This is a genomic window from Sphaerimonospora thailandensis, assembly GCF_016863115.1.
Taxonomy (GTDB): Bacteria; Actinomycetota; Actinomycetes; order Streptosporangiales; family Streptosporangiaceae; genus Sphaerimonospora; species Sphaerimonospora cavernae.
Genome location: NZ_BOOG01000029.1, coordinates 1 through 24346 on the forward strand (window position 1 = coordinate 1; position 24346 = coordinate 24346).

Annotated in this window: 23 protein-coding genes and 5 tRNA genes; 15 read left to right on the forward strand and 13 right to left on the reverse strand. The window is 69.9% G+C overall.

Annotated elements, in window-relative coordinates; genetic code table 11:
• Positions 1-1143, forward strand: a 1143-nt coding sequence (locus Mth01_RS16160; protein ID WP_204016694.1) for an LVIVD repeat-containing protein, incomplete at its 5' end; no start/stop codon positions are given.
• A gap of 10 nt (positions 1144-1153) precedes the next feature.
• Here the strand turns inward: Mth01_RS16160 and Mth01_RS16165 are convergent.
• From Mth01_RS16165 to hutH, 3 genes are all read right to left on the reverse strand, one after another.
• On the reverse strand, positions 1154-1984 hold the full coding sequence (locus Mth01_RS16165; protein WP_204016695.1) for an aminotransferase class IV: 831 nt from the start codon (positions 1982-1984) through the stop codon (positions 1154-1156).
• Positions 1985-2004: 20 nt separating this feature from the next.
• A complete protein-coding gene (locus Mth01_RS16170) occupies positions 2005-3021 on the reverse strand; it encodes an anthranilate synthase component I family protein (protein ID WP_204016696.1) in 1017 nt (338 codons plus the stop codon).
• A gap of 104 nt (positions 3022-3125) precedes the next feature.
• Positions 3126-4673: a histidine ammonia-lyase gene (hutH, locus tag Mth01_RS16175; RefSeq protein ID WP_204016697.1), complete on the reverse strand. Its 1548-nt coding sequence runs from the start codon at positions 4671-4673 to the stop codon at positions 3126-3128.
• Positions 4674-4813: 140 nt separating this feature from the next.
• Between hutH and Mth01_RS16180 the strand changes: the two genes are divergently transcribed.
• The 3 genes from Mth01_RS16180 (at position 4814) to Mth01_RS16190 (ending at position 5050) form a co-directional block, all read left to right on the forward strand.
• Positions 4814-4886: transfer RNA gene (locus Mth01_RS16180), tRNA-Gly, on the forward strand.
• 13 nt (positions 4887-4899) lie between these two features.
• Positions 4900-4970 (forward strand) — tRNA-Cys (locus Mth01_RS16185).
• 5 nt (positions 4971-4975) lie between these two features.
• Positions 4976-5050, forward strand: a tRNA-Val gene (locus Mth01_RS16190).
• Between the two features lie 70 nt (positions 5051-5120).
• Here the strand turns inward: Mth01_RS16190 and Mth01_RS16195 are convergent.
• The 3 genes from Mth01_RS16195 to crcB (Mth01_RS16205) are packed head-to-tail and all read right to left on the reverse strand — an operon-like array spanning position 5121 to position 6793.
• On the reverse strand, positions 5121-5822 hold the full coding sequence (locus tag Mth01_RS16195) for a phosphatase PAP2 family protein (RefSeq protein ID WP_204016698.1): 702 nt from the start codon (positions 5820-5822) through the stop codon (positions 5121-5123).
• Positions 5823-5861: 39 nt separating this feature from the next.
• Complete coding sequence (gene crcB, locus Mth01_RS16200) at positions 5862-6233, reverse strand: fluoride efflux transporter CrcB (protein WP_204016699.1); 372 nt, start codon at positions 6231-6233, stop codon at positions 5862-5864.
• A complete protein-coding gene (gene crcB, locus Mth01_RS16205) occupies positions 6230-6793 on the reverse strand; it encodes a fluoride efflux transporter CrcB (RefSeq protein ID WP_204016700.1) in 564 nt (187 codons plus the stop codon). The genes crcB (Mth01_RS16200) and crcB (Mth01_RS16205) overlap by 4 nt, the downstream gene beginning before the upstream one ends.
• A gap of 531 nt (positions 6794-7324) precedes the next feature.
• Between crcB (Mth01_RS16205) and Mth01_RS16210 the strand changes: the two genes are divergently transcribed.
• From Mth01_RS16210 to Mth01_RS16225, 4 genes are all read left to right on the forward strand, one after another.
• Positions 7325-7708, forward strand: coding sequence for a DUF190 domain-containing protein (locus Mth01_RS16210; protein WP_204016701.1), 384 nt, complete (start codon positions 7325-7327; stop codon positions 7706-7708).
• A gap of 64 nt (positions 7709-7772) precedes the next feature.
• On the forward strand, positions 7773-8261 hold the full coding sequence (locus Mth01_RS16215; RefSeq protein ID WP_204016702.1) for a helix-turn-helix transcriptional regulator: 489 nt from the start codon (positions 7773-7775) through the stop codon (positions 8259-8261).
• 5 nt (positions 8262-8266) lie between these two features.
• Entirely contained in the window at positions 8267-8677 is a 411-nt protein-coding gene (locus tag Mth01_RS16220) for a VOC family protein (RefSeq protein WP_204016703.1), read from the forward strand.
• A 139-nt stretch (positions 8678-8816) separates the two neighbouring features.
• A complete protein-coding gene (locus Mth01_RS16225; protein WP_204016704.1) occupies positions 8817-11201 on the forward strand; it encodes an ATP-binding cassette domain-containing protein in 2385 nt (794 codons plus the stop codon).
• Here the strand turns inward: Mth01_RS16225 and Mth01_RS16230 are convergent, their stop codons facing one another.
• Genes Mth01_RS16230 through Mth01_RS16240 form a run of 3 tightly spaced genes read right to left on the reverse strand, consistent with a single transcriptional unit; the run spans position 11202 to position 12908 of the window.
• Positions 11202-11486: a hypothetical protein gene (locus Mth01_RS16230; RefSeq protein WP_204016705.1), complete on the reverse strand. Its 285-nt coding sequence runs from the start codon at positions 11484-11486 to the stop codon at positions 11202-11204.
• An 8-nt stretch (positions 11487-11494) separates the two neighbouring features.
• Positions 11495-12247, reverse strand: a complete 753-nt coding sequence (locus tag Mth01_RS16235) for a nucleotidyltransferase domain-containing protein (RefSeq protein ID WP_239089722.1) — start codon at positions 12245-12247, stop codon at positions 11495-11497.
• 19 nt (positions 12248-12266) lie between these two features.
• Positions 12267-12908, reverse strand: coding sequence for a nucleotidyltransferase domain-containing protein (locus Mth01_RS16240; RefSeq protein WP_239089723.1), 642 nt, complete (start codon positions 12906-12908; stop codon positions 12267-12269).
• 170 nt (positions 12909-13078) lie between these two features.
• On the opposite strand from Mth01_RS16240, the gene Mth01_RS16245 reads away from it, so the two are divergent.
• Positions 13079-14356, forward strand: coding sequence for a hypothetical protein (locus tag Mth01_RS16245; protein ID WP_204016708.1), 1278 nt, complete (start codon positions 13079-13081; stop codon positions 14354-14356).
• Here the strand turns inward: Mth01_RS16245 and Mth01_RS16250 are convergent.
• Positions 14322-15056, reverse strand: coding sequence for a bleomycin resistance protein (locus Mth01_RS16250; RefSeq protein WP_204016709.1), 735 nt, complete (start codon positions 15054-15056; stop codon positions 14322-14324). The two genes, Mth01_RS16245 and Mth01_RS16250, sit on opposite strands and share 35 nt — an antisense overlap.
• 102 nt (positions 15057-15158) lie before the next feature.
• Here Mth01_RS16250 and gndA point away from each other — a divergent pair, with 102 nt between their 5' ends.
• Positions 15159-16586, forward strand: coding sequence for an NADP-dependent phosphogluconate dehydrogenase (gndA, locus tag Mth01_RS16255; RefSeq protein ID WP_204016710.1), 1428 nt, complete (start codon positions 15159-15161; stop codon positions 16584-16586).
• Positions 16587-16660: 74 nt separating this feature from the next.
• Here the strand turns inward: gndA and Mth01_RS16260 are convergent, their stop codons facing one another.
• Entirely contained in the window at positions 16661-18280 is a 1620-nt protein-coding gene (locus Mth01_RS16260; protein ID WP_204016711.1) for an MDR family MFS transporter, read from the reverse strand.
• 115 nt (positions 18281-18395) lie between these two features.
• On the opposite strand from Mth01_RS16260, the gene Mth01_RS16265 reads away from it, so the two are divergent.
• Both Mth01_RS16265 and Mth01_RS16270 read left to right on the forward strand, forming a co-directional pair.
• Entirely contained in the window at positions 18396-18986 is a 591-nt protein-coding gene (locus Mth01_RS16265) for a TetR/AcrR family transcriptional regulator (RefSeq protein ID WP_204016712.1), read from the forward strand.
• Between the two features lie 17 nt (positions 18987-19003).
• A complete protein-coding gene (locus Mth01_RS16270) occupies positions 19004-21493 on the forward strand; it encodes a DEAD/DEAH box helicase (protein WP_204016768.1) in 2490 nt (829 codons plus the stop codon).
• 6 nt (positions 21494-21499) lie between these two features.
• Here Mth01_RS16270 and dusB read toward each other — a convergent pair whose 3' ends face one another.
• Entirely contained in the window at positions 21500-22615 is a 1116-nt protein-coding gene (gene dusB, locus Mth01_RS16275; RefSeq protein ID WP_239089724.1) for a tRNA dihydrouridine synthase DusB, read from the reverse strand.
• Positions 22616-22721: 106 nt separating this feature from the next.
• Here dusB and Mth01_RS16280 point away from each other — a divergent pair.
• The 3 genes from Mth01_RS16280 (at position 22722) to Mth01_RS16290 (ending at position 23654) form a co-directional block, all read left to right on the forward strand.
• Positions 22722-22794 (forward strand) — tRNA-Gly (locus Mth01_RS16280).
• Between the two features lie 31 nt (positions 22795-22825).
• Positions 22826-22896, forward strand: a tRNA-Cys gene (locus tag Mth01_RS16285).
• A gap of 89 nt (positions 22897-22985) precedes the next feature.
• Positions 22986-23654: a hypothetical protein gene (locus Mth01_RS16290; protein ID WP_204016714.1), complete on the forward strand. Its 669-nt coding sequence runs from the start codon at positions 22986-22988 to the stop codon at positions 23652-23654.
• Between the two features lie 31 nt (positions 23655-23685).
• Here Mth01_RS16290 and Mth01_RS16295 read toward each other — a convergent pair whose 3' ends face one another.
• Positions 23686-24318 carry a hypothetical protein gene (locus Mth01_RS16295; RefSeq protein WP_204016715.1) on the reverse strand — a complete coding sequence of 211 codons (633 nt, stop codon included), beginning with the start codon at positions 24316-24318 and terminating at the stop codon, positions 23686-23688.
• Between the last annotated feature and the right edge of the window lie 28 nt (positions 24319-24346).

A 24346-nucleotide genomic window follows, 5' to 3' on the forward strand; every position in this document is an offset into this window, starting at 1 on the left:
GATCTGGCTTTCCAGGGCGGTTACGCCTTCGTCGGCAACTTCGAGGGCTTCACGATCCACGACATCAGCGACCCGACGCAGCCGAAGGTGACGGCCAGGGTGAAGTGCCCCGGCGGGCAGAACGACATCTCGGTCTCCGGCGACCTGCTGTTCGTCTCGGTCGACATGGCCCGCAGCAACGACACCTGCGAGAGCGGCAGAGGCTCGTTCGCCGACACCAACTGGGAAGGCATCCGGATCTTCGACATCTCGGACAAGGCTCGCCCCCGCTATGTGAAGTCCGTGCAGACCGATTGCGGCTCGCACACGCACACGATCGTTCCGGGGAAGCAGGCGGACCGCCTCTACCTCTACACGTCCTCCACCGGGCAGCCCGAATCCGCGATCTGCCCGGCGCCGCAGGGCATCTCCATCGTCGAGGTGCCGGTCGAGAACCCCGAGGCCGCCCGGGTCGTGGCCAGGCCCCGGCTGTTCGAGACCTGCCACGACGTCACCTCCTACCCGGAGAAGGACCTGGCCGCCGCGGCGTGCATCGGCGACGGCTGGCTCCTCGACACCTCCGACCCGGTGAAGCCGCGGGTGCTCCAGCGGATCACCGACAAGGTCAACTTCTCTATCTGGCACTCGGCGACGTTCAACGACGCCGGGACCAAGATCGTCTTCAGTGACGAGCTGGGCGGCGGCGCGCAGCCGACCTGCAGTTCGCCCGACGAGCGCACGAAGGGAGCCGCCGCCATCTACGACCTCACCCCGGACCGGCGGCTGGAACTACGCGGCTACTACAAGATCCCCCGGCTGCAGGGGCCGACGGAGAACTGCGTCGCCCACAACGGGGCGCTGATCCCCGTACCGGGCCGGGACATCATGGTCCAGGCCTGGTATCAGGGGGGCGTCTCGGTCTGGGACTTCACCGACTCCCGACGTCCGCGGGAGATCGCCTTCTTCGAACGCGGGCCGCTGGACCCCAAGCTCCAGCTCGGGGGGTCCTGGTCCGCCTATTACTACAACGGCTACATCTACTCCAGCGACATCACCAAGGGTCTCGACGTCCTGCGCCTCGACGACCCGATCACCGATCCCGCCGAGTCCCTGCGACTGACCGAGCTCAACGCCCAGACCCAGCGGTCGTACGGCGGAGCCTGAGCAAGCCGGATCAGGGGTCGAGGTCGGCGGCCGACCGCTCGGCGAAGGCCTTCATCGCCGCCAGTGTGATCGGGCCGGGGGCCTGGGGCAACGCCGTGCCGTCCACCATCCGGATCGGCTGGATGTTGCGGGTCGTGGAGGTGAGGAACGCCTCCTGGGCCTCGTGCAGCGCGGAGATCGGCACGTCGGCCTCCTCGCCGCCGCACCATTCCAGCGTCAGCGCCCTGGTGACCCCGGCCAGGCAGCCCGAGGCGAGGGTGGGAGTGATCAGGCGTCCGCCGGTCACGATGAAGATGTTGCTGCCCGTGCCCTCACAGAGGTTCCCGGTCAGGTTCTCGAAGATCGCCTCACCGGCGCCGCGCTCCTTGGCGTAGGCGAGGGCCTTGGCGTTGTCGCCGTACGACGTGCTCTTGACCCCGGCCAGCGCGCCGCGCTCGTTACGCGGCCACGGCACGACGGCGACGTCGGCGGTGGCGGGGAACTGCTTCTGCTCGCCCACGATGACGATCGTGCTCGGACCGGCGGCGCCCCGGTCGGAGCCCAGCGGGCCCGGCCCGCTGGTGTGGGTGATCCTGATCCTGGCCAGCGGCCACTTCGGCGCGGCGGTCAGGCAGCGGCGCACGCCGTCGGCGATCGCGCCGAGGTCCGGGTCGGGCAGGTCCATCCGCTTGGCCGACAGCGCCAGGCGGTCCAGGTGCCGGGTCAGGGCGAAGGACTCCCCGTGCGTCGCCTTGACCGTCTCGAACACCCCGTCGCCGACCATCAGCCCGTGGTCGTAGACCGAGACCACGGCCTTGTCCGGTTCGTACAGCTCCCCGTTCACCCAGATGGGTACCGACATCTCCCTCTCCGTTCTCGTCCTCACGGCCCGCCCCCCGAAGCGAGCCCGATGAGCCGGGCGGCCTTCAACTCGGTCTCCTGCCACTCCAGCCCGGGGTCGGAGCCCCATGTGATGCCCGCACCCGTGCCGAAGCAGATCATGTCGTGCTCGACCCAGAATGTGCGGATGCCGACGGCCAGCGCCGCCTGTCTCCGGTCGGCGTCGACCCAGCCCACGGCCCCACAGTACGGCCCCCTGGGCTGTGGTTCGAGCTCATTGATAATGCGCAGCGCCGAGGATTTCGGGGCGCCGGTCACCGATCCGGGCGGGAAGGTGGCGGCGAACAATTCCGGCCAGCCGGCTCCGCGCAGCAGCCGCGCCCGGACCGTCGACACCAGGTGGACCAGACCGGGATGCTCCTCGATCTCGAACAGCGAGGGCACCGAAACGCTGCCCACCTCCGCGACCCGGCCGAGGTCGTTGCGGACCAGGTCGACGATCATCAGGTTCTCCGGGTAGTCCTTGTCGAGCAGGTCGCCGGCGGTGGCTCCGGTCCCCTTGATCGGCCTGGACTCGATCACGTCGCCGTGCCGTGACAGGTACAGCTCCGGCGACGCCGACACGACCGTCAGGCCGGGCACGTCGATCACGGCCGCGTGGGGGGCGGGGTTGCCCTCCGCCAGCCGTACGGCGAGGCCGAGCGGGCCGGCCGACCCGCTCCCGGGCAGCGGCGCGGACAGGACCCGGCACAGGTTGGCCTGGTAGACCTCGCCGCGCTCGATGTGGGCCCTGATCCGCTGGACGCCGCGTTCGTAGCCGTCCTGGTCGAGCGAGCTGCGCCAGGCCGTACGGTCCGGCCCGTTCCAGGGGGTCGCGGGGCGGGGCAGCGGCGCGCGGCGCACGTCGCCGAAACGCGCACAGGTGACCTTGCCCTCGTAGGAGACGACGACCGCCCACCAGCCGGCCCCGTCCAGGGCGGCCAGGTCCGTGGTCACCTCCCGCAATCCGGTGGCCAGGAATCCCCCGATGTGGGCGAAGGAGTCGTGCACGGATCCCATTCTCTCAGCGCGGCCCGGCGTCTCGGCCCGGCGTCGTTGGTGGAATGGGTCAGCCGCCCCGGCCTGATGATCGAGGTCGAGGTGGTCGCGGCGACGTCCTGACGTCAGGCCAGCGGGCCGGTGACGGACTCGGCGGCGGCCGGCACCGAGCCGTCGGCGACGAGCCGGACGACCGCCTCGATCTCCGGGGCGAGGAACCGGTCCGCGCCCGGTCCCGCCACCACCTCGCGCAGCAACGCCACGACCGAGCCGGTGCCGGGGGCGGGCTCGTGCGGCCGGCGCAGATCGATGGCCCGGGCGGCGGTCAGGATCTCGATCGCCAGCACCCGGGTGAGGCCGTCCAGGGCCCGGCGCAGCTTTCGCCCGGCGGACCACCCCATCGAGACGTGGTCCTCCTGCATCGCGGAGCTCGGGATCGAGTCGACGCTGGCGGGCGCGGCCAGGCGCTTGAGCTCGGACACGATCGCGGCCTGCGTGTACTGGGCGATCATGTGCCCGGAGTCCACGCCCGGGTCGTCGGCCAGGAACGGCGGGAGGCCGTGGCTGCGCGCGACGTCCAGCATCCGGTCGGTCCGCCGCTCGGCCATCGACGCCACGTCCGCGACCGCGATGGCCAGGAAGTCCAGGACGTACCCGACGGGGGCGCCGTGGAAGTTGCCGTTGGACTCCACCCGCCCGTCGGCGAGCACCACCGGGTTGTCGATGGCGCTGGCCAGCTCCCGCGAGGCCACGAGGGCGGCGTGGGCGACGGTGTCGCGGGCCGCTCCGGCGACCTGGGGGGCGCAGCGCAGCGAGTAGGCGTCCTGGACGCGGGTGCAGGAGCCGTCCCGGTGCGAGGCCATGATGCCCGAGTCGCGCAGCAGTGCCCGCATGTTGGCCGCGGCGGCGGCCTGGCCCGGGTGCGGGCGCAGCGCCTGGAGGTCGGCCGCGAACACGTGGTCGGTGCCGAGCAGGGCCTCCACGCTCATGGCCGCGCCGATGTCGGCGGTCTTCAGCAGGCGGGTCAGGTCGTCGATGGCGAGCACGAGCATGCCCAGCATGCCGTCGGTGCCGTTGATCAGGGCCAGCCCCTCCTTGGCGGCCAGCTCGACGGGCTCGATGCGGCATTCCTTCAGCACGTCGGCCGCGGGCCTGACCTGCCCGCCGGCGTCACGGACGACGCCCTCCCCCATGATGGTCAAAGCGACGTGCGCCAGTGGGGCGAGGTCGCCCGAGCAGCCCAGGCTGCCGTACTCGTGGACCACCGGGGTGACGCGGGCGTTGAGCAGCGCCTCCAGCACCCGCGCGGTCTCCGGGCGGACTCCCGTGTGCCCGGTGGCGAGCGTGTGCAGCCGCAGCAGCATCAGCGCCCGCGTCACCTCGACCTCCACCTCCGGGCCGGAGCCGGCCGCGTGGGAGCGGACCAGGCTGCGCTGGAGCCGGGCCCGCATCGACGGCTCGATGTGCAGGGTCGCCAGGGCCCCGAACCCGGTGGACACGCCGTAGGCGGGGGTCTCGGCCCGCGCGAGCTCCTCCACCCTGCTCCGGGACGCGGCCATCTTCGCGATGGCGTCGTCGGTCAGCCGTACGGCCGTGCCGTACCTGGCGATCCGGACGACGTCGGTGAAGGACAGCGGCTCTGGCCCGACCGCCACGACCTCGTTGTCGCGCATCTTCCAACTCTCTCGCACCGGGGGAAGTCATCTGTTGTAACCAGCGTATCGGAGGTTGGGTCCTTACTTCTCGGCACGATTTGGGGAGCGGACGGGAATTGGATAAGGTGCTCTGCGTGAGTCCGGCTCACGGACGACACGCGGAAGTGGCTCAGTTGGTAGAGCATCACCTTGCCAAGGTGAGGGTCGCGGGTTCGAATCCCGTCTTCCGCTCGCGGCTACACCTGGTGGAGTGGCCGAGAGGCGAGGCAGCGGCCTGCAAAGCCGCGCACACGGGTTCAAATCCCGTCTCCACCTCTTGAGGGCGATTAGCTCAGCGGGAGAGCGCTTCCCTGACACGGAAGAGGTCACTGGTTCAATCCCAGTATCGCCCACCACGAAGTCCCAGATCAGAGGCCGGATCCCAAGACCGCGGATCCGGCCTCTCGATCGTTTGCCTGTCACGCTTCATCCTGGCCGTGTCGTTGGGATGGTGCCGGCGGCCCGATGCCTCCGATGTGCGAGGGCCAGGACGAGCAGTCCGAGCAGCGCCGTCCAGACGGCGGCGAGCAGCCAGCCCGCCACGACATCGGTGAGCCAGTGCACGCCCAGGTAGACCCGGCTGGCCCCGACGCCCAGCGCCCACAGCCCCGGCACGGCGAGCAGCACGGGACGTGCCCGCCCGCGCACGCCACGCGCGATCCCGACGGTGAGGACGACGGCGGTGATCGCGGAGGTCGTGGTGTGTCCCGACGGCATGGCGAACCCGCTCGCGGTCCAGGCCCAGTCCACAGAGGGCGGCCGTGGCCGGTGAACGCCGACTGCGAGCACGAGGCGCACGATTTGGCCCAGGCCGAGAACGGCCACACCCGCGAGGGCGCCGCGCCACCGGATGCGGCGGCAGGCCAGCAGACCGCCTGCCGCCGCGAAAGGATAGGTCGCGAATCCGGTGCCGGACGTGGTCACCACCACCGCGACGTTCACCGCGACGCGCCCGCGGTGGGTGAGCGCCCAGCGATGGGCGTCGACGTCTACCGGGTAGGGCGCTCCGTGCCGTTCCACGGTCGCCACCGCCAACACGGTGAGCAGCACCGCGGACAGCACGGCGAATCCCGCCGGCACGTGTACCGCCCGGCGCCGCGGGCCCGGATGTCTGTCTTCGCCGTCCACCACCCCAGCATCCCGCCCGGCTTCGTCATCTGGCGAGGATCACGCGAAGAGGCCGGCGAGGGCGTGGCCTCCGGCGGCGGCCAGGACGCCGAGGAGCAGGCTGCCGACGGCATTGAGCCCGGCTTCCCGAAACGATCCTTCCTCAAGCAGGCGCACGGTCTCGAAGCCGAAGGTGCTGAAGGTGGTGAGCGCCCCGCAGAAGCCGGTCCCGGCGAGCATGACCACCTCCTGCGGCAGCCCCAGGCCGGATCTGGCGCCGAGCAGGAATCCGAGGATGAGCGACCCGACGAGGTTGACCGTGAGGGTGCCCCAGGGGAAGACGCTGTCGTGGCGTCGCTGGACGAACCGGTCGATCAGGTAGCGTGCGGGCGCGCCGACGGCTCCGCCGAGGAAGACGAGCAGGAGCGTCATGAGGCCGTCTCCGCCGCCGGTTCCTTCCCCTGCCGTACGGGCAGGCCGGCGATGGTCCGGGCGAGGACGATGCCGGCCCAGACGGCGGCCGGTCCGGCGGTCAGGCTCGCGGCGGTGTAGGCGGCGCCCGGCGTCCAGGCCCCGCGGGATGCGAGGTCGACGATCTCGGTGGTGAAGGTGGAGAACGTGGTGAATCCGCCGAGGAAGCCGACCCCGAGGAAGGGCCGCGTATAACGGCTGGGCGGCCACACGTCCAGGACGAACACCATCAGGGCGCCGAGCGCGAAGCAGCCGATGGCGTTGACGAGGAACGTCGCCCACGGGAAGGCCCCGGGCTGGGCGGGGATCGCCTGGCCGGCCAGGTAGCGGGTGAGGCTGCCCAGGCCGCCGCCGGCCGCGATCATCGCGATGATGTCCCAGGTCCGTCTGCGACCTCTCGGGAAACGCGACGCCGGCGGCCGGAAGGCATCCCGTTCCGGATGAGCGCGTTCATCGCGGACATCTACGTCGGGGTCGATGGGCAGGTCGCCTGGAGATTCGTTCGACGGGCGTCGGCGCATCGGTCCTCCCTGGGATGAGCAGGAATTCGGGCAGGTCTTCGTGCCCTGTCTCGACATGGTCGTGATGATGAAGACGGGCAAGGGTGGACCGTTGCGGCATCGGACGATGGAGGGTCACCGGACGATGAGAACGGAGCAGTGGACGTGCCGGCCCCCATGTTCCGCCCTCCTCCGAAACGACAAAAGCTCCCGACGTGTCGTCAGGAGCCATCAGCCGTCAGCGGCGGTTCGGGCGGCAGTGGATGGGAAGTGATCGACGAATGCCGCCCCGGCGGGATCCATCGCCGTACGGATCAGTCTAGGCGTACGGATTCGGGAATCGTCAATCCCCACAGGGGCACGATGACTGATTCAGGAGGAATGTTTCAGGAGGTAGATCTGCTCGCGTGAGCGGGCATTCTCCAGCGAACAGCCTCAGTCCCCGGCCCGGCCCGGGTGAACACGTGCTCTGCAGGAGGCGGCCGCCCAGTCGACCGAGTTGATCCGGACGCTGGAGCGCCATGCCAGGGACTACGAGGAAGGGAGCCGGAGGTGAAACTGCATGGTCATGCCAAGCGACTGATGATCTTTATCGGGGAGACCGATCAGTACCGGCGCCGGCCGCTGTACGCCGAGATCGTGCATCGGGCGCACAAGATGGGCCTGGCCGGGGCGAGCGTCTTCCGCGGCCTGGAAGGCTACGGGGCCTCCTCACTGATCCACACCAGCCGCCTGCTGTCGCTGAGTGAGGACCTGCCGGTCGCCATCGTCATCGTCGACACCCGGGAGCAGATCGATGCCTTCCTCCCCGAACTCGACGAGATGGTCACCGAGGGCCTCGTCCTCGTCGACGAAGTCGAGGCCCACCGCTACATCGACCAGCGCGGAAGCCGCGTTCGCTCCTCGTGGTGGCGCCCGTGGCAGTCCGCCGGATGACACGCGGACCGCCCTCCCGCGTCGGCACGTCCTGCTGTGCCCGCAACCATTCGGCGTCACGCCCATGGCGGGCGAGACGTACGATTCTCGGGTGACCAGCAGATCCGTCCCGGCGCAGCGTCTGCGCGACCTCGCGCTGCTGCGCCGCGTCCGTGACCGCATCGACCGGGAGTACGCGCAGCCGCTGAACGTCGAGGAGCTCGCCCGCGGTGTGAACATGTCGGCCGGCCATCTCAGCCGCGAGTTCCGGCACGCCTACGGCGAATCGCCGTACAGCTATCTGATGACGCGGCGCATCGAGCGCGCGATGGCGCTGCTGCGTCGCGGTGATCTCAGCGTCACCGAGGTCTGTTTCGCGGTCGGCTGCTCGTCGCTGGGCACTTTCAGCACACGCTTCACCGAGTTGGTCGGTGTGCCGCCCAGCGTCTATCGGCACGAGGCGGCGGGTGCGACGGCGGGGATGCCCTCGTGCGTCGCGAAACAGGTGACCAGACCGATCAGGAATCCGATCAGGAATCGAGAAGCGCCGGTCGGCGAGCCGCAGCTAGCGTGACCGTCATGGACATCACCATTCACTCGGCATTCCTCCCCCACGACGATCCGGACACGGCTCTGGCCTTCTACCGCGACACGCTCGGCTTCGAGGTCCGGGGCGACGTCGGCTACGGAGGGATGCGCTGGATCACGGTGGGCCCCGCCGGCCAGCCCGGTACGTCCGTCGTCCTGTATCCGCCGACCGCCAGCCCCGGCATGACCGACGACGAGCGCCGCGTCATCGCCGAGATGATGGCCAAGGGCACCTACGGCATCATCACTCTGGCCACCACCGACCTCGACGGCACCTTCGAGCGGCTGCAGTCCGGCGACGCCGAGGTCGTCCAGGAGCCGACCGAGCAGCCGTACGGCATTCGCGACTGCGCCTTCCGCGATCCCGCGGGCAACCTCATCCGCATCAACGAGATCCGCTGAGCCGTCCGCGCCGACGACGGAGAACCAGGCGTACCGTTCGAGGCTGGTCGGATCGAACGGGCGACACCGCCGGAGACCGCGAGGCGGTCCGGTCTGACAGACCTTCAGCAGACGTTCAAAAGATGGAGACATGGTGAGCATGGCCACGAGGACGGATGAACAGCCGTCTGTGCCGCACGTTGCGGACAGCCACGATCTGATCCGCGTGCACGGTGCGCGCGTGAACAACCTCAAGGACGTCAGCGTCGAACTCCCCAAGCGCCGGCTGACGGTGTTCACCGGCGTCTCCGGCTCGGGCAAGAGCTCCCTGGTGTTCGACACGATCGCCGCGGAGTCGCAGCGGCTGATCAACGAAACCTACAGTGCCTTCATACAGGGCTTCATGCCGACGCTGGCGCGGCCCGAGGTCGACGTACTCGATGGGCTGACGACCGCGATCCTCGTCGACCAGCGGCGGATGGGCGCCGACCCCCGCTCCACGGTCGGCACCGCCACCGACGCCAACGCGATGCTGCGCATCCTGTTCAGCCGGCTCGGGCAGCCGCACATCGGCTCGCCCCAGGCGTTCTCCTTCAACGTCGCCTCGATCAGCGGAGCGGGTGCGGTCACACTCGAGCGCGGCGGGAAGACCGTGAAGGAGCGGCGCGACTTCAACATCACCGGTGGCATGTGTCCGCGTTGCGAAGGCCGGGGGTCGGTCACCGACTTCGACCTGTCCCAGCTGTACGACGACGGCAAGTCGCTCAACGAGGGCGCGCTCACGATCCCCGGCTACAGCGTCGACGGCTGGTACGGCCGCATCTTCAGCGGCTGCGGCTTCTTCGACCCGGACAAGCCGATCCGCGAGTTCACCAAGAAGGAGCTCCACGACCTGCTCTACAAGGAGCCGACCAAGATCAAGGTCGACAACATCAACCTGACGTACGAGGGCCTGATCCCGAAGATCCAGAAGTCGTTCCTGTCGAAGGACGTCGACGCGCTGCAGCCGCACATCCGCGCCTTCGTGGAGCGGGCGGTGACCTTCACCGCCTGTCCCGACTGCGACGGCACCCGGCTGAGCGAGGCGGCCCGGTCGTCGAAGATCAAGGGGATCAACATCGCCGACGCCTGCGCGATGCAGATCACCGACCTGGCCGAATGGGTCCGCGGCCTGGACGAGCCGTCGGTGGCGCCGCTGCTCGGCAAGCTGCTGCACACCCTCGACTCGTTCGTGGAGATCGGGCTGGGCTACCTCTCGCTCGAACGGCCGGCGGGAACGCTGTCGGGCGGCGAGGCGCAGCGCGTCAAGATGATCCGCCACCTCGGCTCCTCACTCACCGATGTCACCTACGTCTTCGACGAGCCCACGATCGGGCTGCACCCCCATGACATCCAGCGGATGAACCGGCTGCTGCTGCGGCTGCGGGACAAGGGCAACACGGTGCTCGTCGTGGAGCACAAGCCGGAGGCGATCGCGATCGCCGACCACGTCGTCGACCTCGGCCCCGGCGCCGGCGCGGCGGGCGGCACCGTCTGCTTCGAAGGCACCCTCGAGGGGCTGCGTGCCAGCGGCACACTGACCGGGCGGCACCTGGACGACCGGGCCGATCTCAAGGAGAAGGTGCGGACGCCCACCGGCACGCTGGAGATCCGCGGCGCGACGGCGAACAACCTGCGCGATGTCGACGTCGACATCCCGCTCGGGGTGCTCGTCGTCGTCACCGGCGTCGCCGGCTCCGGCAAGAGTTCGCTCGTGCACGGGTCGATCCCCGCGGGCGCGGATGTGGTGTCGATCGACCAGGGCGCGATCCGCGGCTCACGACGGAGCAACCCGGCGACCTACACCGGACTGCTCGACCCGATCCGCAAGGCGTTCGCGAAGGCCAACGGCGTGAAGCCGGCGCTGTTCAGCGCCAACTCCGAGGGCGCCTGCCCCGGTTGCAACGGCGCCGGCGTCATCTACACCGACCTGGCGATGATGGCGGGCGTCGCCACCACCTGCGAGGAGTGCGAGGGCAAGCGCTTCCAGGCATCGGTGCTGGAGTATCACCTCGGCGGCCGCGACATCAGCGAGGTGCTCGCGATGTCGGTGACCGAGGCCGCGGAGTTCTTCGGCGCCGGCGCGGCGCGCACCCCGGCCGCGCACGCCATCCTCGGCCGGCTCTCCGACGTCGGGCTCGGCTACCTCAGCCTCGGTCAGCCGCTCACCACGCTGTCCGGCGGCGAGCGGCAGCGACTCAAGCTGGCCACCCACATGGCCGCGGACGGCGGCGTCTACGTCCTCGACGAGCCGACCACCGGCCTCCACCTCGCCGACGTCGAGCAGTTGCTCGGCCTGCTCGACCGGCTCGTCGACTCCGGCAAGTCGGTCATCGTCATCGAGCACCACCAGGCGGTCATGGCGCACGCCGACTGGATCATCGACCTCGGCCCCGGCGCCGGCCACGACGGCGGCCGGATCGTCTTCGAAGGCACACCCGCCGACCTCGTCGCCGCCCGCTCCACCCTCACCGGCGAACACCTCGCGGCCTACGTCGGCCGATGATCAGGACTCGGGCGCGGCGGACAGCCGGTCGAAGAGTTCCAGCGCGGCCTTGCGGACGTCCTCCGGTGTGAGGCCGTCCAGGGTGGTCCGCGCCTGGTCGGCGTCCCGGGTGGTGGCGCACGTGATCGCGACGGATCTGGCCGCGGCGTGGTGGAGCGACCCGGCGGGCGCGCGGTCGGCCAGCTCCTGGGCGCTCGCGGCCAGATCGAGATTGTCCCTGCTGAACGAACCGGTCAAGGCGATCTCCCAGAGGTCGTGGCGGCTGTGCCCATTATTCCGCGACACCTCCGTCACTATGCGTGGATCCCCCATTCCAACCGGGTCCGCACCAGCAGGTCGTGTACGGCGTTCCGGGCCGACGGCGCCTCCGGGAGGCGCGATTCGTCCCGGGCACGCTCCAACTCGGCGGCCAACCGGTCGAGGTCGGCGGCCAACCGCGTACGGTCCGGTGCGTCCGCGGCCAGTCCGCCATGCTCGGCCGTGCACTTGGCCGAGACCAGCTCGGGCAGGTACGGCGGCCCGCCGCCGAGACGGGTGAGGTCTGCGACGAGTTCGCCGGTTCGCATCAGGTGGATGCCGGTGAGGAGCACTCGGAAGGCGTACAGCAGCGGCTTCAAGCCGGCCGTCTTCTCGAAGCGCCGCCGCTGCGTGCGGGCGAAGCCCAGATAGTGGTGGGCGTGATGGCGGGTCAGGCAGCGCGGGGCGAGCGAACGCAGTTCCTCGTGGACCGTCGAGGAACGGACGATCATCGGGGAGAGCAACTGCTCCAGCACATACCCGTTCGGGCTCAGAAGCAGCCGGCAGAACTTGGCGAGGTCGTGCGTCACCAGGTCGACCTCGACGCCGTCGTGGTTCCAGGAGCGGGTGATCGTCTCCGCCCCTGGGCGCAGCCCGATCACTTCATCGAGGGGAAGGACGTGCACGCCGCGCAGGTCGACATCGGAGTCCACCGAGGGAAACCCGTACAGATGAGCTCCGCTGACCGTGGCGAACGCCAGCCGATGGGGCTGCCCGGCGCAGACCTCGCCGAGCCAACCCGGCAGCACCGCCGTCACAAGATCGCCCTCACAACGACGCCCTTCGTACGTCCATCAGGACCTCCTCGACCGCCACCCGATCTGGAAGGCCCGGCAGCACACTTTCGGCCGCACCGATCTCGGCCAGCAACTCGTCACGCCACCCGCACACTTCGCCCCAATCCAGATCGCCGTTCCGTACGGCGAGCAGGCGGTCGCAGTGCTCACCGACCTGGACCAGCGGCTCACCATGACGGACCAGGTGAAGGCCGCTGAGCAGCAGCCGGATCACGTGCATGGCCGCCTTCCTCTGCCGAGGACGGCCGAAGTCGGACCGGCGGAACAGCCGCTCCGCGTAGCCGACGAACGTCTGCTCCGCCCTGCGGGACAGGAACGCCCGCCGGATGGCCAGCAGACGATCGCCCACCGAGGTCGAATGCTCGATCAACGGCGACCACAGGCATTCCAGGACCGTGGGGTTCGCCTGCAGCGCGAGCAGGCAGAAACGCTCGATCTCCCAGGAGAACTGCTCGGGCAGCGGTCCCTCGACATGCGTCGGCGGCTTGTCCAGGCGCCAGAACAGCTCCGTCGGAGTCACGAACACGCCCCGCCGGTCGACATCGGAGCCGTCGACGGCCAGGCCGTACGCGCGTGAGCCCGTCACCACGGACAGCACCGTCCACTGTGGCATCTGGAGCTCCATGGTTCATAAATCTTGCCATGACGGTCAATCCGTGCCGCCCCAGTCTCGACGGATTCCTCATCGTCATCGAAGTGAGCCCGGGTTTCCCCCACATGCGGCCGTGCCCTTCTGGGATGATCCCGATGAAAATCTCATCGGACGTCGAGAGACCGTGACTGATGCCCCCCATTGACCAGATAACAACCTTCGTTTCCGATCACCCGATCGAAACGGTCATCATCTCCGTCTTCGCCCTCATCCTGCTGACCCTGGCCTTCTTCGCGCTGCGCGCGGTCTTCCGCGTGGCGAGCCGGAACCTGCGCGGCTGGGCCGCCGGCCGCCCCGCCGAGGACATCCTGACGATCATCGCCGCCAGCATCGCCACCGGCGTCTCCGCCCAGGGCATGTGGCGCTTCTCCGGCGACGTGCTCGGCTTCGACGGCCCACTGCGGCTGCTCCTCTTCGCGTTCATCGAAGTCGCCGTGATCACCAGTGCCGTACGGGCCCGCCGCAACATGCGCGAGAACTTCTCGGCCGGCATCGACGGCATCGCCGTGTGGGCGCTCACCTGCCTGTCCGCCGTGCTGTCGAGCATGGACGCCCGCAGTGTCGCCGAGGCCGTCTTCCGTCTCGCCGCGCCGCTCGTGGCCGCCTGGCTGTGGGAGCGGGGCATGGCGATCGAACGGCACCGCATCACCGGCCGCTCCCGCATCAACTGGCGGATCACCCCCGAGCGGATGCTGGTCCGCATCGGGCTGGCCGAGGCCGGCGACCGGACCACGAGCGAGGTGGACGCCCACCGCAGGCTCACCCGGGTGGCCCTGGCGGCCAAGCGGGCCCGTGCGCTGCGCGAGGCGGGCGCGTCGGACCGCAAGATCCGCAAGGCGCTCGCCGAGCTCGACAAGGCGATGGACCGCGCCGTCGAGCACACCGGCCTCGCGGTGGACGAGAAGCGGCAGGAGGCGCTGCTCTCCCAGATCGGTGCGCTCTACAACACCTCCGCCCTGATCGACCTCAGCCCACCGGTGCCGTGGGCTCCCGAGCAGCCGCAGGCCGGCGGAGGCGGGGCGGTCGCCGCTCCCCCGGCGGCCCTGCCGGGATCCCGGGTCACCTATCTGGTCGACGACGAGGACGACGAGCACCGACCCGCCGACCCCGCTCCGCCCGTCGTGGACACGGCCGAGCGTGCGGCGCGGATCCGCGCCGCACGGCAGTACTGGGACCGGCAGATCGAGCGCAGGTACGTCCCCCGGGCCGCGGACATCGCCCAGGAGGTCGGCATCCCCCTCGCGACGGCGAAGAAGTACCGCGCTCTGTGGAAGCTGGAGCCCCAGGCGCATGCACTGCTGGAGGCGGCCTACCGGGAGCACGGCATCATCGACACCGGAACGTTCCCGGCCATCGAGGTGCCCGAGCCCGTGCTCACCGTGAACGGTTCGGCCCCGAACGGGAACTGAGGTCGGCGGCGACCTCGGCCGCGGTCGCCAGGTCGGCGGCGAGTGCAAGACGATCGTCGGCCGTCAGTTCCATGGCGCCGACCTCGGCGAGCAGCGCCGCCGCGGCGTCACGGTCACCGGTGCGCAGCCGCAACTCGGCGAGGTAGACCAGCGCGGGCAGGCGCTGGGCGGGCGGGGCGTCGGCGTGCCGGGCGAGGCCGTTCTCCAGCACGCGGATCCCCGCCGCCTCGTCGCCGTGAGCGTCGGCCTGGCGTGCGGCGGCGGCCACCACACGCGCCAGCCTGCCCTCCGACGGATCCGGCCCGTCACCGGTGTCCGCGCTCCTGCTGATCCGCAGCCAGTTCCCGCCGGGATCGACGACCGTGAATCCGCCCGCGGTGCCCTGCCTGCGCCGCGGCCGGGTCATCCGCGGGATCCCGGACACCGGGATCTTGCCGAAGGCGGCGCGCAGGCCCGCGGCGAACGCGTCGTACAGCGCCTGCGTGTCGGGGACGAGCACGACCACGCTGCCCATGGAGTCGGCGGGATCGAACTGGGGCACGCCGAAGAAGTGCAACTCGATCCCGCCCCGGCGGACGGCGGCGTACGGATTGGGGCGCTCCTGGCGATAGGTCACCTCGAACCCGAGCGCGGTGTAGAAGGGCAGGACGTCGTCGAGGTGCCGGCAGGGCAGGCCGGGGATGACGGTTTCGGTGCTCATACCGAAAAATTCTGGGCGCGCTGTCAAGAGATCGAGTCATCCATGTTCCGGCATCTGAACACGCCTCAGTGCTTCGGTCCCCGGAGGTATATGACTAGAGGCATGGACAAGGCAGATATCGGAGTGACCGGGCTGGCGACGATGGGGCGCAACCTGGCGAGGAACTTCGCCCATCACGGCCATGTGGTCGCGGTGCACAACCGTACCCAGAACCGCACCACCGCCTTCATGGACCAGCACCGTGACGAGGGCGCCTTCCTGGCGGCCGGCTCGGTCGAGGAGTTCGTCGCCTCCCTGCGGCGCCCCCGCAAGGCGATCATCATGGTCAAGGCCGGGGCGCCCACCGACGCCGTGATCGAGGAGCTCGCCGCCCACATGGAGCCGGGCGACATGATCATTGACGGGGGCAACGCCCACTACGCCGACACCCGGCGCAGGGAAGCCGCCCTGCGGGAGCGGGGCCTCCACTTCGTCGGCGCCGGGATCTCCGGCGGCGAGGAGGGGGCGCTCAACGGCCCGAGCATCATGCCGGGCGGCGCACCGGAGGCGTACGAGACGCTCGGCCCGCTGCTGGAGGACGTCGCCGCGAAGGTCGACGGGACGCCGTGCTGCGTGCACGTCGGCCCCGACGGGGCCGGGCATTTCGTGAAGATGGTGCACAACGGCATCGAATACTCCGATATGCAGCTCATCGTGGAGTCCTACGACCTGCTCAGGCAGGCACTCGGGCTCAGCCCGCAGGAGCTGGCCGACGTCTTCCGCGAGTGGAACCGGGGCGACCTGGAGTCGTACCTCATCGAGATCACCGCCGAGGTGCTCGGCCACACCGACGCGGCGACGGGCCGGCCCTTCGTCGACGTCGTGGTGGACCAGGCCGAGCAGAAGGGCACCGGCCGCTGGACCGTGCAGAGCGCGCTCGACCTCGGCGTGCCGGTGACGGGCATCGCCGAAGCCGTGTTCGCCCGTGCCCTGTCCGGCCACCCCGACCAGCGGACGGCCGCCCGCTCGCTCGCCGGCCCGCAGGAAAAGGGCGCCGCGGACGGCGCCGACCTGGTCGAAGACGTGCGGCGGGCGCTGTACGCCTCCAAGATCGTGGCGTACGCCCAGGGGTTCGACCAGATCGCCGCGGCGAGCGAGGAGTACGGCTGGAGTATCGACCCGGGTGCCATGGCGACCATCTGGCGGGGCGGCTGCATCATCAGGGCGCGGTTCCTGGACCGGATCCGGGAGGCGTACGAGGCCCGGCCGACGCTGCCGACGCTGCTGGTCGACCCCACCTTCGCGGCCGCCCTCGCCGACGCCCAGGACTCCTGGCGGCGCGTGGTCGCGACGGCGGCGACGATCGGCGTTCCGACGCCCGGGTTCTCCTCGGCGCTCGCGTACTACGACGCGCTGCGGCGGGACCGGCTGCCCGCGGCGCTCCTGCAGGGCCTGCGTGACTACTTCGGCGCCCACACCTACCGGCGGGTCGACCGCGAGGGCGCCTTCCACACGGACTGGTCGGGCGACCGGGTCGAGCGGCCCGCCTGATCTCCGGCCATGGGGTACGCGTACGGCTCACGCCCGCGCCGGGCATGAGCCGTACGTGACGTGACCGGCGGCGGTCACTCGGCGGCGGCCATCGCGGCGGTTTCCGCGGTCTCGGCGGACTCGCCGCCCGGCTGGCCGTTCTGGCCGTCCCGGCCGCTGCGCAGCGGCACGTGCTTGATGAAGGCGGCGATCACCGGGACGAGTGCGGCGAACAGGACCGACCACAGGAAGACCGAGCCGATCGCGTTGGCGAGCGCCTCCAGGAACCTCGCCTTGACCTGCGGCGGGAGCTGCTCGAGAAAGCTCTTCTCGATATGGCCGCCGCCTCCGGCGCCGGCCACGGCGGCCGCCTGCGGCCCGAGCTTGGCGGTGATCTCATCGGCCAGACGGCTGCTGAAGACCGCGCCGAACAGCGAGATGCCGAACGCCCCGCCGATGGAGCGGAAGAACGTGGCGGCGCTGCTGGCCACACCCATGTCCTTCTGCTCGACGCTGTTCTGCGCGATCAGCATGGTCGTCTGCATCAGGAAGCCCATGCCGAGGCCGAGAACGCCGATGAACACGCCGGTCTGCCACAGCGGGGTGTGCGCGTCCTGGAATGCCAGCAGGACCATGCCGACCGCCATGATCGCCCCGCCGATCACCGGGAAGCTCTTGTACCTGCCGGTCCGCGTGATCGCCTTGCCGACGAACAGCGACACGACCATGGACGAGGCCATCATCGGGAGCAGGAGCATCCCGGAGTTGGTGGCCGTGGCGCCCTGCACGATCTGCTGGAACATCGGCAGGAACGTGATCGCGCCGAACATCGCGAAGCCGAGCAGGAAGCCCAGCACGTTGATCAGCGTGAAGTTCCGGTCGCGGAACACGTGCAGCGGCATGATCGGCTCGGCCGCCCGCCGCTCGACCGGGATGAACAGGGCCAGCGCCACGACCGCCAGCCCCGCGAGCCCGAGGATCTGCCAGGAGCCCCAGGGGTAGCCGTGCTTCTGGCCGCCCCACGACGTGATCAGCACGATCGCGGTGATGCCCACGGTGAGCACGGCCGCACCGGACCAGTCGATGCGGTGCTCGGTGCGGTGCTTGGGCAGGTGAAGCTTGAGGATCAGCCAGATCAGCGCCACGCCGCCGAGCGGGAGGTTCACGTAGAAGGCCCAGCGCCAGTCCAGGTTGTCGGTGATGAAGCCGCCGACGAGCGGACCCGCGATCATCGCGAGCGACATGATCGCGGCCATGATGCCCTGGTACTGCCCGCGCTCGCGTGGCGGCACCAGGTCGCCGACGATCGCCATCACCCCGACGATGAGCCCACCGGCGCCGAGGCCCTGCACCGCCCGGAACGCGATCAGCTCGATCATGCCGCCGTCGGTGCCGCCGAGCAGCACCGAGCCGGCCATGCCGCACAGTGCGGAGCCGACGAGGAAGATGACGATCGAGCTCAGGAAGATGTTCTTGCGTCCGTAGAGGTCGCCGAGCTTGCCCCAGATCGGGGTCGAGACCGTGGTGCCCAGCACGTACGCGGTGGTGACCCAGGTGAAGTAGTCCAGCCCCTGCAGTTCGCCCACGATCCTCGGCATGGCGGTGCCGACGATCATGTTGTCCAGCATCGCCAGCATCATCGCCAGCAGCAGGCCGGGTAAGACGATCATCACTTCCCGGGACCGGCCGGCGGGTGCGGCCGAGGTCTCCGTCATGGCGGGTGCCCCCTTTTTAAGAAACTTTGCTTACTTGCCGACCGGCTAGTTACCGTCGTTACGGTATTGTCCTTACTTGCCGGCCGTCAAGTTGAACTAAGGAACCAAAGCAGGCATGGGTGCACAGTCAGATACGCGGTCTCGTATCCAGGATGTCGCCATCCGGCTCTTCACCGAGCAGGGATACGAGGCCACCTCGCTACGGGAGATCGCCGAGGCCCTCGGCGTGACCAAAGCGGCACTTTACTATCACTTCAAGTCCAAAGAAGACATCATCGCCAGTCTCATCGAGGATCACGCCCAGGCACTCGAAGAGCTGATCGACTGGGCGCGCCGGCAGCCCGCGACCCCGGAGACCCGGCGGGAGGTGATCCGGCGCTACGCCGGGAAGATGACGGGCGGACGCCACCATGAGGTGATGCAGCTCATGCAGCGCAACCAGGCGGCGCTGCACAGCATGCGCAAACCCGAGCGGATGCGTGAGCGGATGGCCGAGCTCCTCGATGTGCTCACCCGGCCTGAGGATCCCGTGACCACCCGGCTCAGGCGCGCGATGGCGCTGTTCACGCTGCACGCCGTCTGGTTCGCGCTACCCGACGACGACCTGACGCCGCGGCAGCGCATGGAGGCGGCCCTCGAAGTCGCCCTGGAACTCGCCGACGCCGCCGATCACGGTCGAACCAGTGGGACGGCTTCGGCAGGATAGGAGGTGTGAGCGAAAGCATGAGCCTGATCCGGCGCCTCCCACCTGACCCCGAACCCGACTCGCTGTTCGACACGTTCGTGGCCTGGAACGCCGAACGCGGGCTCACGCTCTATCCGGCCCAGGAGGAGGCGCTGATCGAGGTCGTCTCCGGGAACAACCTGATCCTCGCCACGCCGACAGGGTCGGGCAAGAGCCTGGTCGCCGCCGGAGCTCATTTCGCCGCGCTGGCCAAGGACGAGGTGAGCTTCTACACCGCGCCCATCAAGGCGCTGGTCTCGGAGAAGTTCTTCGACCTGTGCGCACTGTTCGGCACCGAGAACGTCGGCATGATGACCGGCGACGCCTCGGTGAACGCCGACGCCCCGATCATCTGCTGCACCGCTGAGATCCTCGCGCAGATCGCGCTGCGGGACGGCGCCGAGGCCGACGTCGGCACTGTGATCATGGACGAGTTCCACTTCTACGCGGAGCCGGACCGCGGCTGGGCCTGGCAGGTGCCGCTGCTGGAGCTGCCGCAGGCCCGGTTCGTGCTGATGTCGGCCACGCTCGGCGACGTGGAGCGCTTCGAGAAGGATCTCACCCGCCGCACCGGCCGCCCCACCGCCGTGGTCAAGCACGCCGAGCGCCCGGTCCCGCTGCTGTACTCCTACCGGCTGACGCCGCTGCACGAGACGCTGGAGGAGCTGCTCGCCACCCAGCAGGCCCCGGTGTACGTCGTCCACTTCACCCAGGCCGCCGCGATGGAGCGGGCCCAGGCGCTGATGAGCATCAACATGTGCTCGAAGGCGGAGAAACAGGCGATAGCCGAGCTGATCGGCAACTTCCGGTTCACCACCCGCTTCGGCCGGGCGCTGTCCCGGCTCGTACGGCACGGCATCGGCGTCCACCACGCGGGGATGCTGCCCAAGTACCGCCGGCTGGTGGAGCGGCTGGCCCAGGCGGGGCTGCTGAAGGTGATCTGCGGCACCGACACCCTGGGCGTCGGGGTCAACGTCCCCATCAGGACGGTCCTGTTCACCGCGCTGTCGAAGTTCGACGGCAACCGGGTGCGACGGCTGCGGGCGCGGGAGTTCCACCAGATCGCCGGGCGGGCCGGCCGGGCCGGATTCGACACCGTCGGCTACGTCGTGTGCCAGGCCCCCGATCACGTCGTCGAGAACGAGCGGGCCCTGGCCAAGATCGGCGACGATCCGAAGCGGCGGCGCGGCTACGCGCGCAAGAAGCCGCCGGAGGGCTTCGTCGGGTGGAGCGAGGAGACGTTCGAGAAGCTGCAGACGGCCGAGCCGGAGCCGCTGACGTCCCGGTTCAAGGTGAGCAACGCCATGCTGCTGGCCGTGATCAACCGGCCGGGCGACTGCTTCCAGGCGATGAAGCGACTGCTCACCGACAACCACGAGGAACGCAAGGCCCAGCGGCGGCACATCAGCCACGCGATCGCCATCTATCGCTCGCTGCTGGCCGGCGGCATCGTGGAGACGCTCGCCGAGCCCGACGAGCACGGCCGCCGGGCCCGGCTCACCGTCGACCTGCAGGAGGACTTCGCGCTCAACCAGGCGCTGTCGACGTTCGCGCTCGCCGCGTTCGAACTGCTCGACGCCGAGTCCCCGACGTACGCGCTGGACCTGGTCTCGATCGTGGAGTCGACGCTGGACGACCCGCGCCAGATCCTGCACGCCCAGCTCAACAAGGCGCGGGCCGAGGCCGTCGCGCAGATGAAGGCCGACGGGATCGAGTACGAGGAGCGCATGGAGCGCCTCGCCGAGATCACCTATCCGATGCCGCTGTCCGATCTGCTCTTCGGGGCGTACGAGACCTACCGGCAGGGTCACCCCTGGGTCGGCGACCACACGGTCAGTCCCAAGACGATCGTGCGCGACATGTACGAGCGGGCCATGACGTTCACCGAGTACATCCAGTTCTACGAACTGGCCCGCTCGGAGGGGACGGTGCTGCGCTACCTCGCCGACGCGTACCGGACGCTGTCGAAGACGGTCCCCGAGCACCTCAAGACCGGTGACCTGCTCGACCTGATCGAGTGGCTCGGCGAGATGATCCACCAGGTCGACTCCAGCCTGATCGACGAGTGGGAGAAGCTGGCCAACCCGGAGGCGGCGCTGGAGGCCGCCGACGAGCTGGAGGCCAGGACCAGGCCGGTCACCGCCAACGCCCGCGCCTTCCGGGTGCTGGTGCGCAACGCGATGTTCCGCCTGGTCGAGCTCGCCGCCCTGGACCGCGAGGAGGAGCTGGTCGAGCTCTACCCGGACTTCGACTGGGGGGCCGCGCTCGACGCCTACTACGACGAGCACGACGAGATCGGGACCGGGCCCGCCGCCCGCGGCCCGGCCCTCCTCATGATCGAGGAGGAGAAGGAGCTGTGGCGGGTGCGCCAGGTCCTCGACGACCCGGCGGGCCACCACGACTGGGCCATCAGCGCCGAGGTCGATCTGGCCGCCTCCGACGAGGAGGGCCACGCCGTGCTCCACCTCACCGGCTTCGACCGGCTCTGACCGGCTCTAACCACCGGAGGTCGCGTCCTCCGCCTCGGCGCCGGGCACCGTCATGTCCTCGGGATCGTCCAGCCACCCGTGCGGCAGCGCGACCTTGGCCCGTTCCCCGCTCTTGCCGCGCGGGCCGTCGGCGACCCCCTCCGGCCATGGCTGACGGCGGTCCAGCTCGGCGAGCCGGTCGCGCAACTCGGCCAGGGTGGTGACGGCGGTGAACGCGCGGCGGGCGTCCGACCCGATCTCGAAGCCCTTCAGGTACCACCCGATGTGCTTGCGGAAGTCGGCCAGGCCGTACCGCTCGCTCCCGATCACCTCGCACAGCAGCTCGGCGTGCCGGAGCATCATGTCCCCGACCTCCCCGAGGTCGGGCCGCGTCCGCTCGGCCGAGCCGTCGAAGGCCAGTGCCAGGTCGCGGAAGAGCCACGGCCGGCCCAGGCAGCCGCGCCCGACGACGACGCCGTCGCAGCCGGTCCGCTCGACCATGCGCAGCGCGTCGTCGGCGCTCCAGATGTCGCCGTTGCCCAGCACCGGGATCTCCGGCACCGCCTCCTTGAGCCGGGCGATCGCGTCCCAGTCGGCGGTTCCGCCGTAGTGCTGCCTGGCCGTACGGGCGTGCAGGGCGACGGCGGCGACGCCCTCCTCGGCGGCGATCCGGCCCGCGTCGAGGTAGGTCAGGTGGTCCTCGTCGATGCCCTTGCGCATCTTCATCGTCACCGGCAGCGGCCCGGCGTTGGCGACCGCCTCCCTGAGGATCGCGCGCAGCAGGTTCCGCTTGTACGGCAGGGCCGACCCGCCGCCCCGCCTGGTGACCTTGGGCACCGGGCAGCCGAAGTTCAGATCGATGTGGTCGGCCAGGTCCTCCTCGTGGATCATCCTGGCCGCCCTCCCGATGATCACCGGGTCCACGCCGTAGAGCTGGATGCTGCGCGGTGTCTCGTGTTCCCCGAAGCGGATCATGTGGAACGTCAGCGGCACCCGTTCCACCAGGGCCCGGGAGGTGATCATCTCGGAGACGAACAGCCCACCGCCCTGCTCCCGGCACAGCGTGCGGAAGCCGATGTTGGTGATGCCCGCCATGGGGGCGAGCACCACAGGAGGCCAGACGTCGAGCGTGCCGATTTTCACGCCTATATTGTCGCGGCCCCGCGGGGGTGACGGCGCCGCCTCACGGTTTCGAGTACGCATCCGCGTTGAAAACCCGATACAGTTATCACGTCGCCGCGAGGCGGACGCGGAAGTGGCTCAGTTGGTAGAGCATCACCTTGCCAAGGTGAGGGTCGCGGGTTCGAATCCCGTCTTCCGCTCCGAGAGGTCTTTTACGTCAGGGCCTCGCTCGGTGGAGTGGCCGAGAGGCGAGGCAGCGGCCTGCAAAGCCGCGTACACGGGTTCAAATCCCGTCTCCACCTCTATGAACCGCCCTGTGAGGGGCGCACACTGGAATCAGACCCGATGGGCGATTCTGGTGGGGTGACTCGTGCACAGTGACATACCTCCGGTGCCTCCTGTCATGCCGATGCTGTCCCGCGGCAAGCATCGCAGTCCCAGCAAGGGCGCGTGCTTCATGGAGTTCGTGTCCTATCTCGCGGGCGAACGGTGGAGCGACCACCCGGCCTGCACCCACCCGCTGCTCGCCGGAGTGGCGCGTCTCGTCAACGATCACACCTCCGACGCGGCGCGGCCCCACCTGGCCCCGCTGATCCCGTCCGTGATCGGGCTGACCGGCGACGACCCCCGGCTGGATGTGCGGATCGCGCTGCGGTGCGCCACCACGGCGCTGCCGGTGGTCGCGCACGAGCGGCAGCTCGCGATGGCGGTGTCGATCCTGTCGGCCGAGCACGTCCTCGCCGAGCTGGAGGGGAGACCCGGCATGGCGGAACGCAGCCGGGAGGCGCTGGCGCGGGTGCCCGACGCGGCGCGGTGGGCGTCGACGTTCGGCCGCGGCATCCGGGTCTCCGTGAAGGGGTTCCGCCGGTATGCCGCGCCCAACACGGCGCAGCTCGCGGTGCGCGGGATCGCCCAGGCCTGCGTGCCAGACCCGGACGCGCTGCTGCGCGACCTGCTCGCCGGCGCGATCGCCGACTGCCGCGCACTGGTCCGGCCGCCCGCTGAGAGGGTCGTCGACCCGGCGCGGTGGGCGGACGCCTGCCGCCTCACCACGCGCTGAGTCCCCCCGCCGCGGCGGTGTCCGCCGCCGGTCAGTCGCAGTCGGCGATCGTGCAGATCTTGACGAGCATCTTCTTGGTGTCCTTCAGCTGCCGGGAGAAGTCGCTCTTGGCGGGCTTGCCCCACTCTCCGGCGACGTTGTAGACGACGACGGCGTTGGCCCGGCGGGTCACCAGGGCACGCTGTCCGCCGACCGCGAACTTCTTCCCGTAGTAGGCCTGGCCGGTGATCTTGACGGCTTCGTCGCCTATGGCGGCTCCGGCGGAGGTGAACCGGTAGGTCTCCTGCCCGGTGCCGATCTTCCGGCACTCGGCCACCGCGGCGCGCAGGTCACGCAGAGCCTTCTTGGCGGACCTGGCCGAGTTGTACAGGATCACCTGCTCCGCCCGCATGTAGTCGGGGACCGCCGTGTAGGTCGCGGTGCCGGCCGCCATCCGGCCGGACCGGCCCAGGGTGGCCTTCTCGCAGGGGTTGACGGCGAACGAGGCACCCGTCTTCCGGCTGACCTCCCACCTCGCCTCGTCGTCGTTGTGGTGCTTGGCCGCCTCCTTCTCGTACAGCAGGAAGCCCTTCGGGATGTGCCCTGCCGCCATGGCCGGCGGTGCCGCCGTGAGGGTCATGCCGAAGGCGACGGCGACGGCCGCGGCACCCAGGATCCTCTTCATCGTGATCTCCTTCCGACGCGTGCGTTAC

What these genes read in the sequence shown, in the direction of transcription:
- Mth01_RS16260 (WP_204016711.1), bottom strand. Translation starts at nt 18,280, where the DNA reads ATGACGGAGACCTCGGCCGCACCCGCCGGCCGGTCCCGGGAAGTGATG.
- Mth01_RS16270 (WP_204016768.1), top strand. Translation starts at nt 19,004, where the DNA reads ATGAGCCTGATCCGGCGCCTCCCACCTGACCCCGAACCCGACTCGCTG.
- Mth01_RS16240 (WP_239089723.1), bottom strand. Translation starts at nt 12,908, where the DNA reads ATGCCACAGTGGACGGTGCTGTCCGTGGTGACGGGCTCACGCGCGTAC.
- Mth01_RS16250 (WP_204016709.1), bottom strand. Translation starts at nt 15,056, where the DNA reads ATGAGCACCGAAACCGTCATCCCCGGCCTGCCCTGCCGGCACCTCGAC.
- Mth01_RS16220 (WP_204016703.1), top strand. Translation starts at nt 8,267, where the DNA reads ATGGACATCACCATTCACTCGGCATTCCTCCCCCACGACGATCCGGAC.
- crcB (WP_204016699.1), bottom strand. Translation starts at nt 6,233, where the DNA reads ATGACGCTCCTGCTCGTCTTCCTCGGCGGAGCCGTCGGCGCGCCCGCA.
- Mth01_RS16265 (WP_204016712.1), top strand. Translation starts at nt 18,396, where the DNA reads ATGGGTGCACAGTCAGATACGCGGTCTCGTATCCAGGATGTCGCCATC.
- hutH (WP_204016697.1), bottom strand. Translation starts at nt 4,673, where the DNA reads ATGCGCGACAACGAGGTCGTGGCGGTCGGGCCAGAGCCGCTGTCCTTC.
- Mth01_RS16225 (WP_204016704.1), top strand. Translation starts at nt 8,817, where the DNA reads ATGGCCACGAGGACGGATGAACAGCCGTCTGTGCCGCACGTTGCGGAC.
- Mth01_RS16170 (WP_204016696.1), bottom strand. Translation starts at nt 3,021, where the DNA reads ATGGGATCCGTGCACGACTCCTTCGCCCACATCGGGGGATTCCTGGCC.
- crcB (WP_204016700.1), bottom strand. Translation starts at nt 6,793, where the DNA reads ATGCGCCGACGCCCGTCGAACGAATCTCCAGGCGACCTGCCCATCGAC.
- Mth01_RS16245 (WP_204016708.1), top strand. Translation starts at nt 13,079, where the DNA reads ATGCCCCCCATTGACCAGATAACAACCTTCGTTTCCGATCACCCGATC.
- Mth01_RS16165 (WP_204016695.1), bottom strand. Translation starts at nt 1,984, where the DNA reads ATGTCGGTACCCATCTGGGTGAACGGGGAGCTGTACGAACCGGACAAG.
- Mth01_RS16295 (WP_204016715.1), bottom strand. Translation starts at nt 24,318, where the DNA reads ATGAAGAGGATCCTGGGTGCCGCGGCCGTCGCCGTCGCCTTCGGCATG.
- Mth01_RS16215 (WP_204016702.1), top strand. Translation starts at nt 7,773, where the DNA reads ATGGCGGGCGAGACGTACGATTCTCGGGTGACCAGCAGATCCGTCCCG.
- gndA (WP_204016710.1), top strand. Translation starts at nt 15,159, where the DNA reads ATGGACAAGGCAGATATCGGAGTGACCGGGCTGGCGACGATGGGGCGC.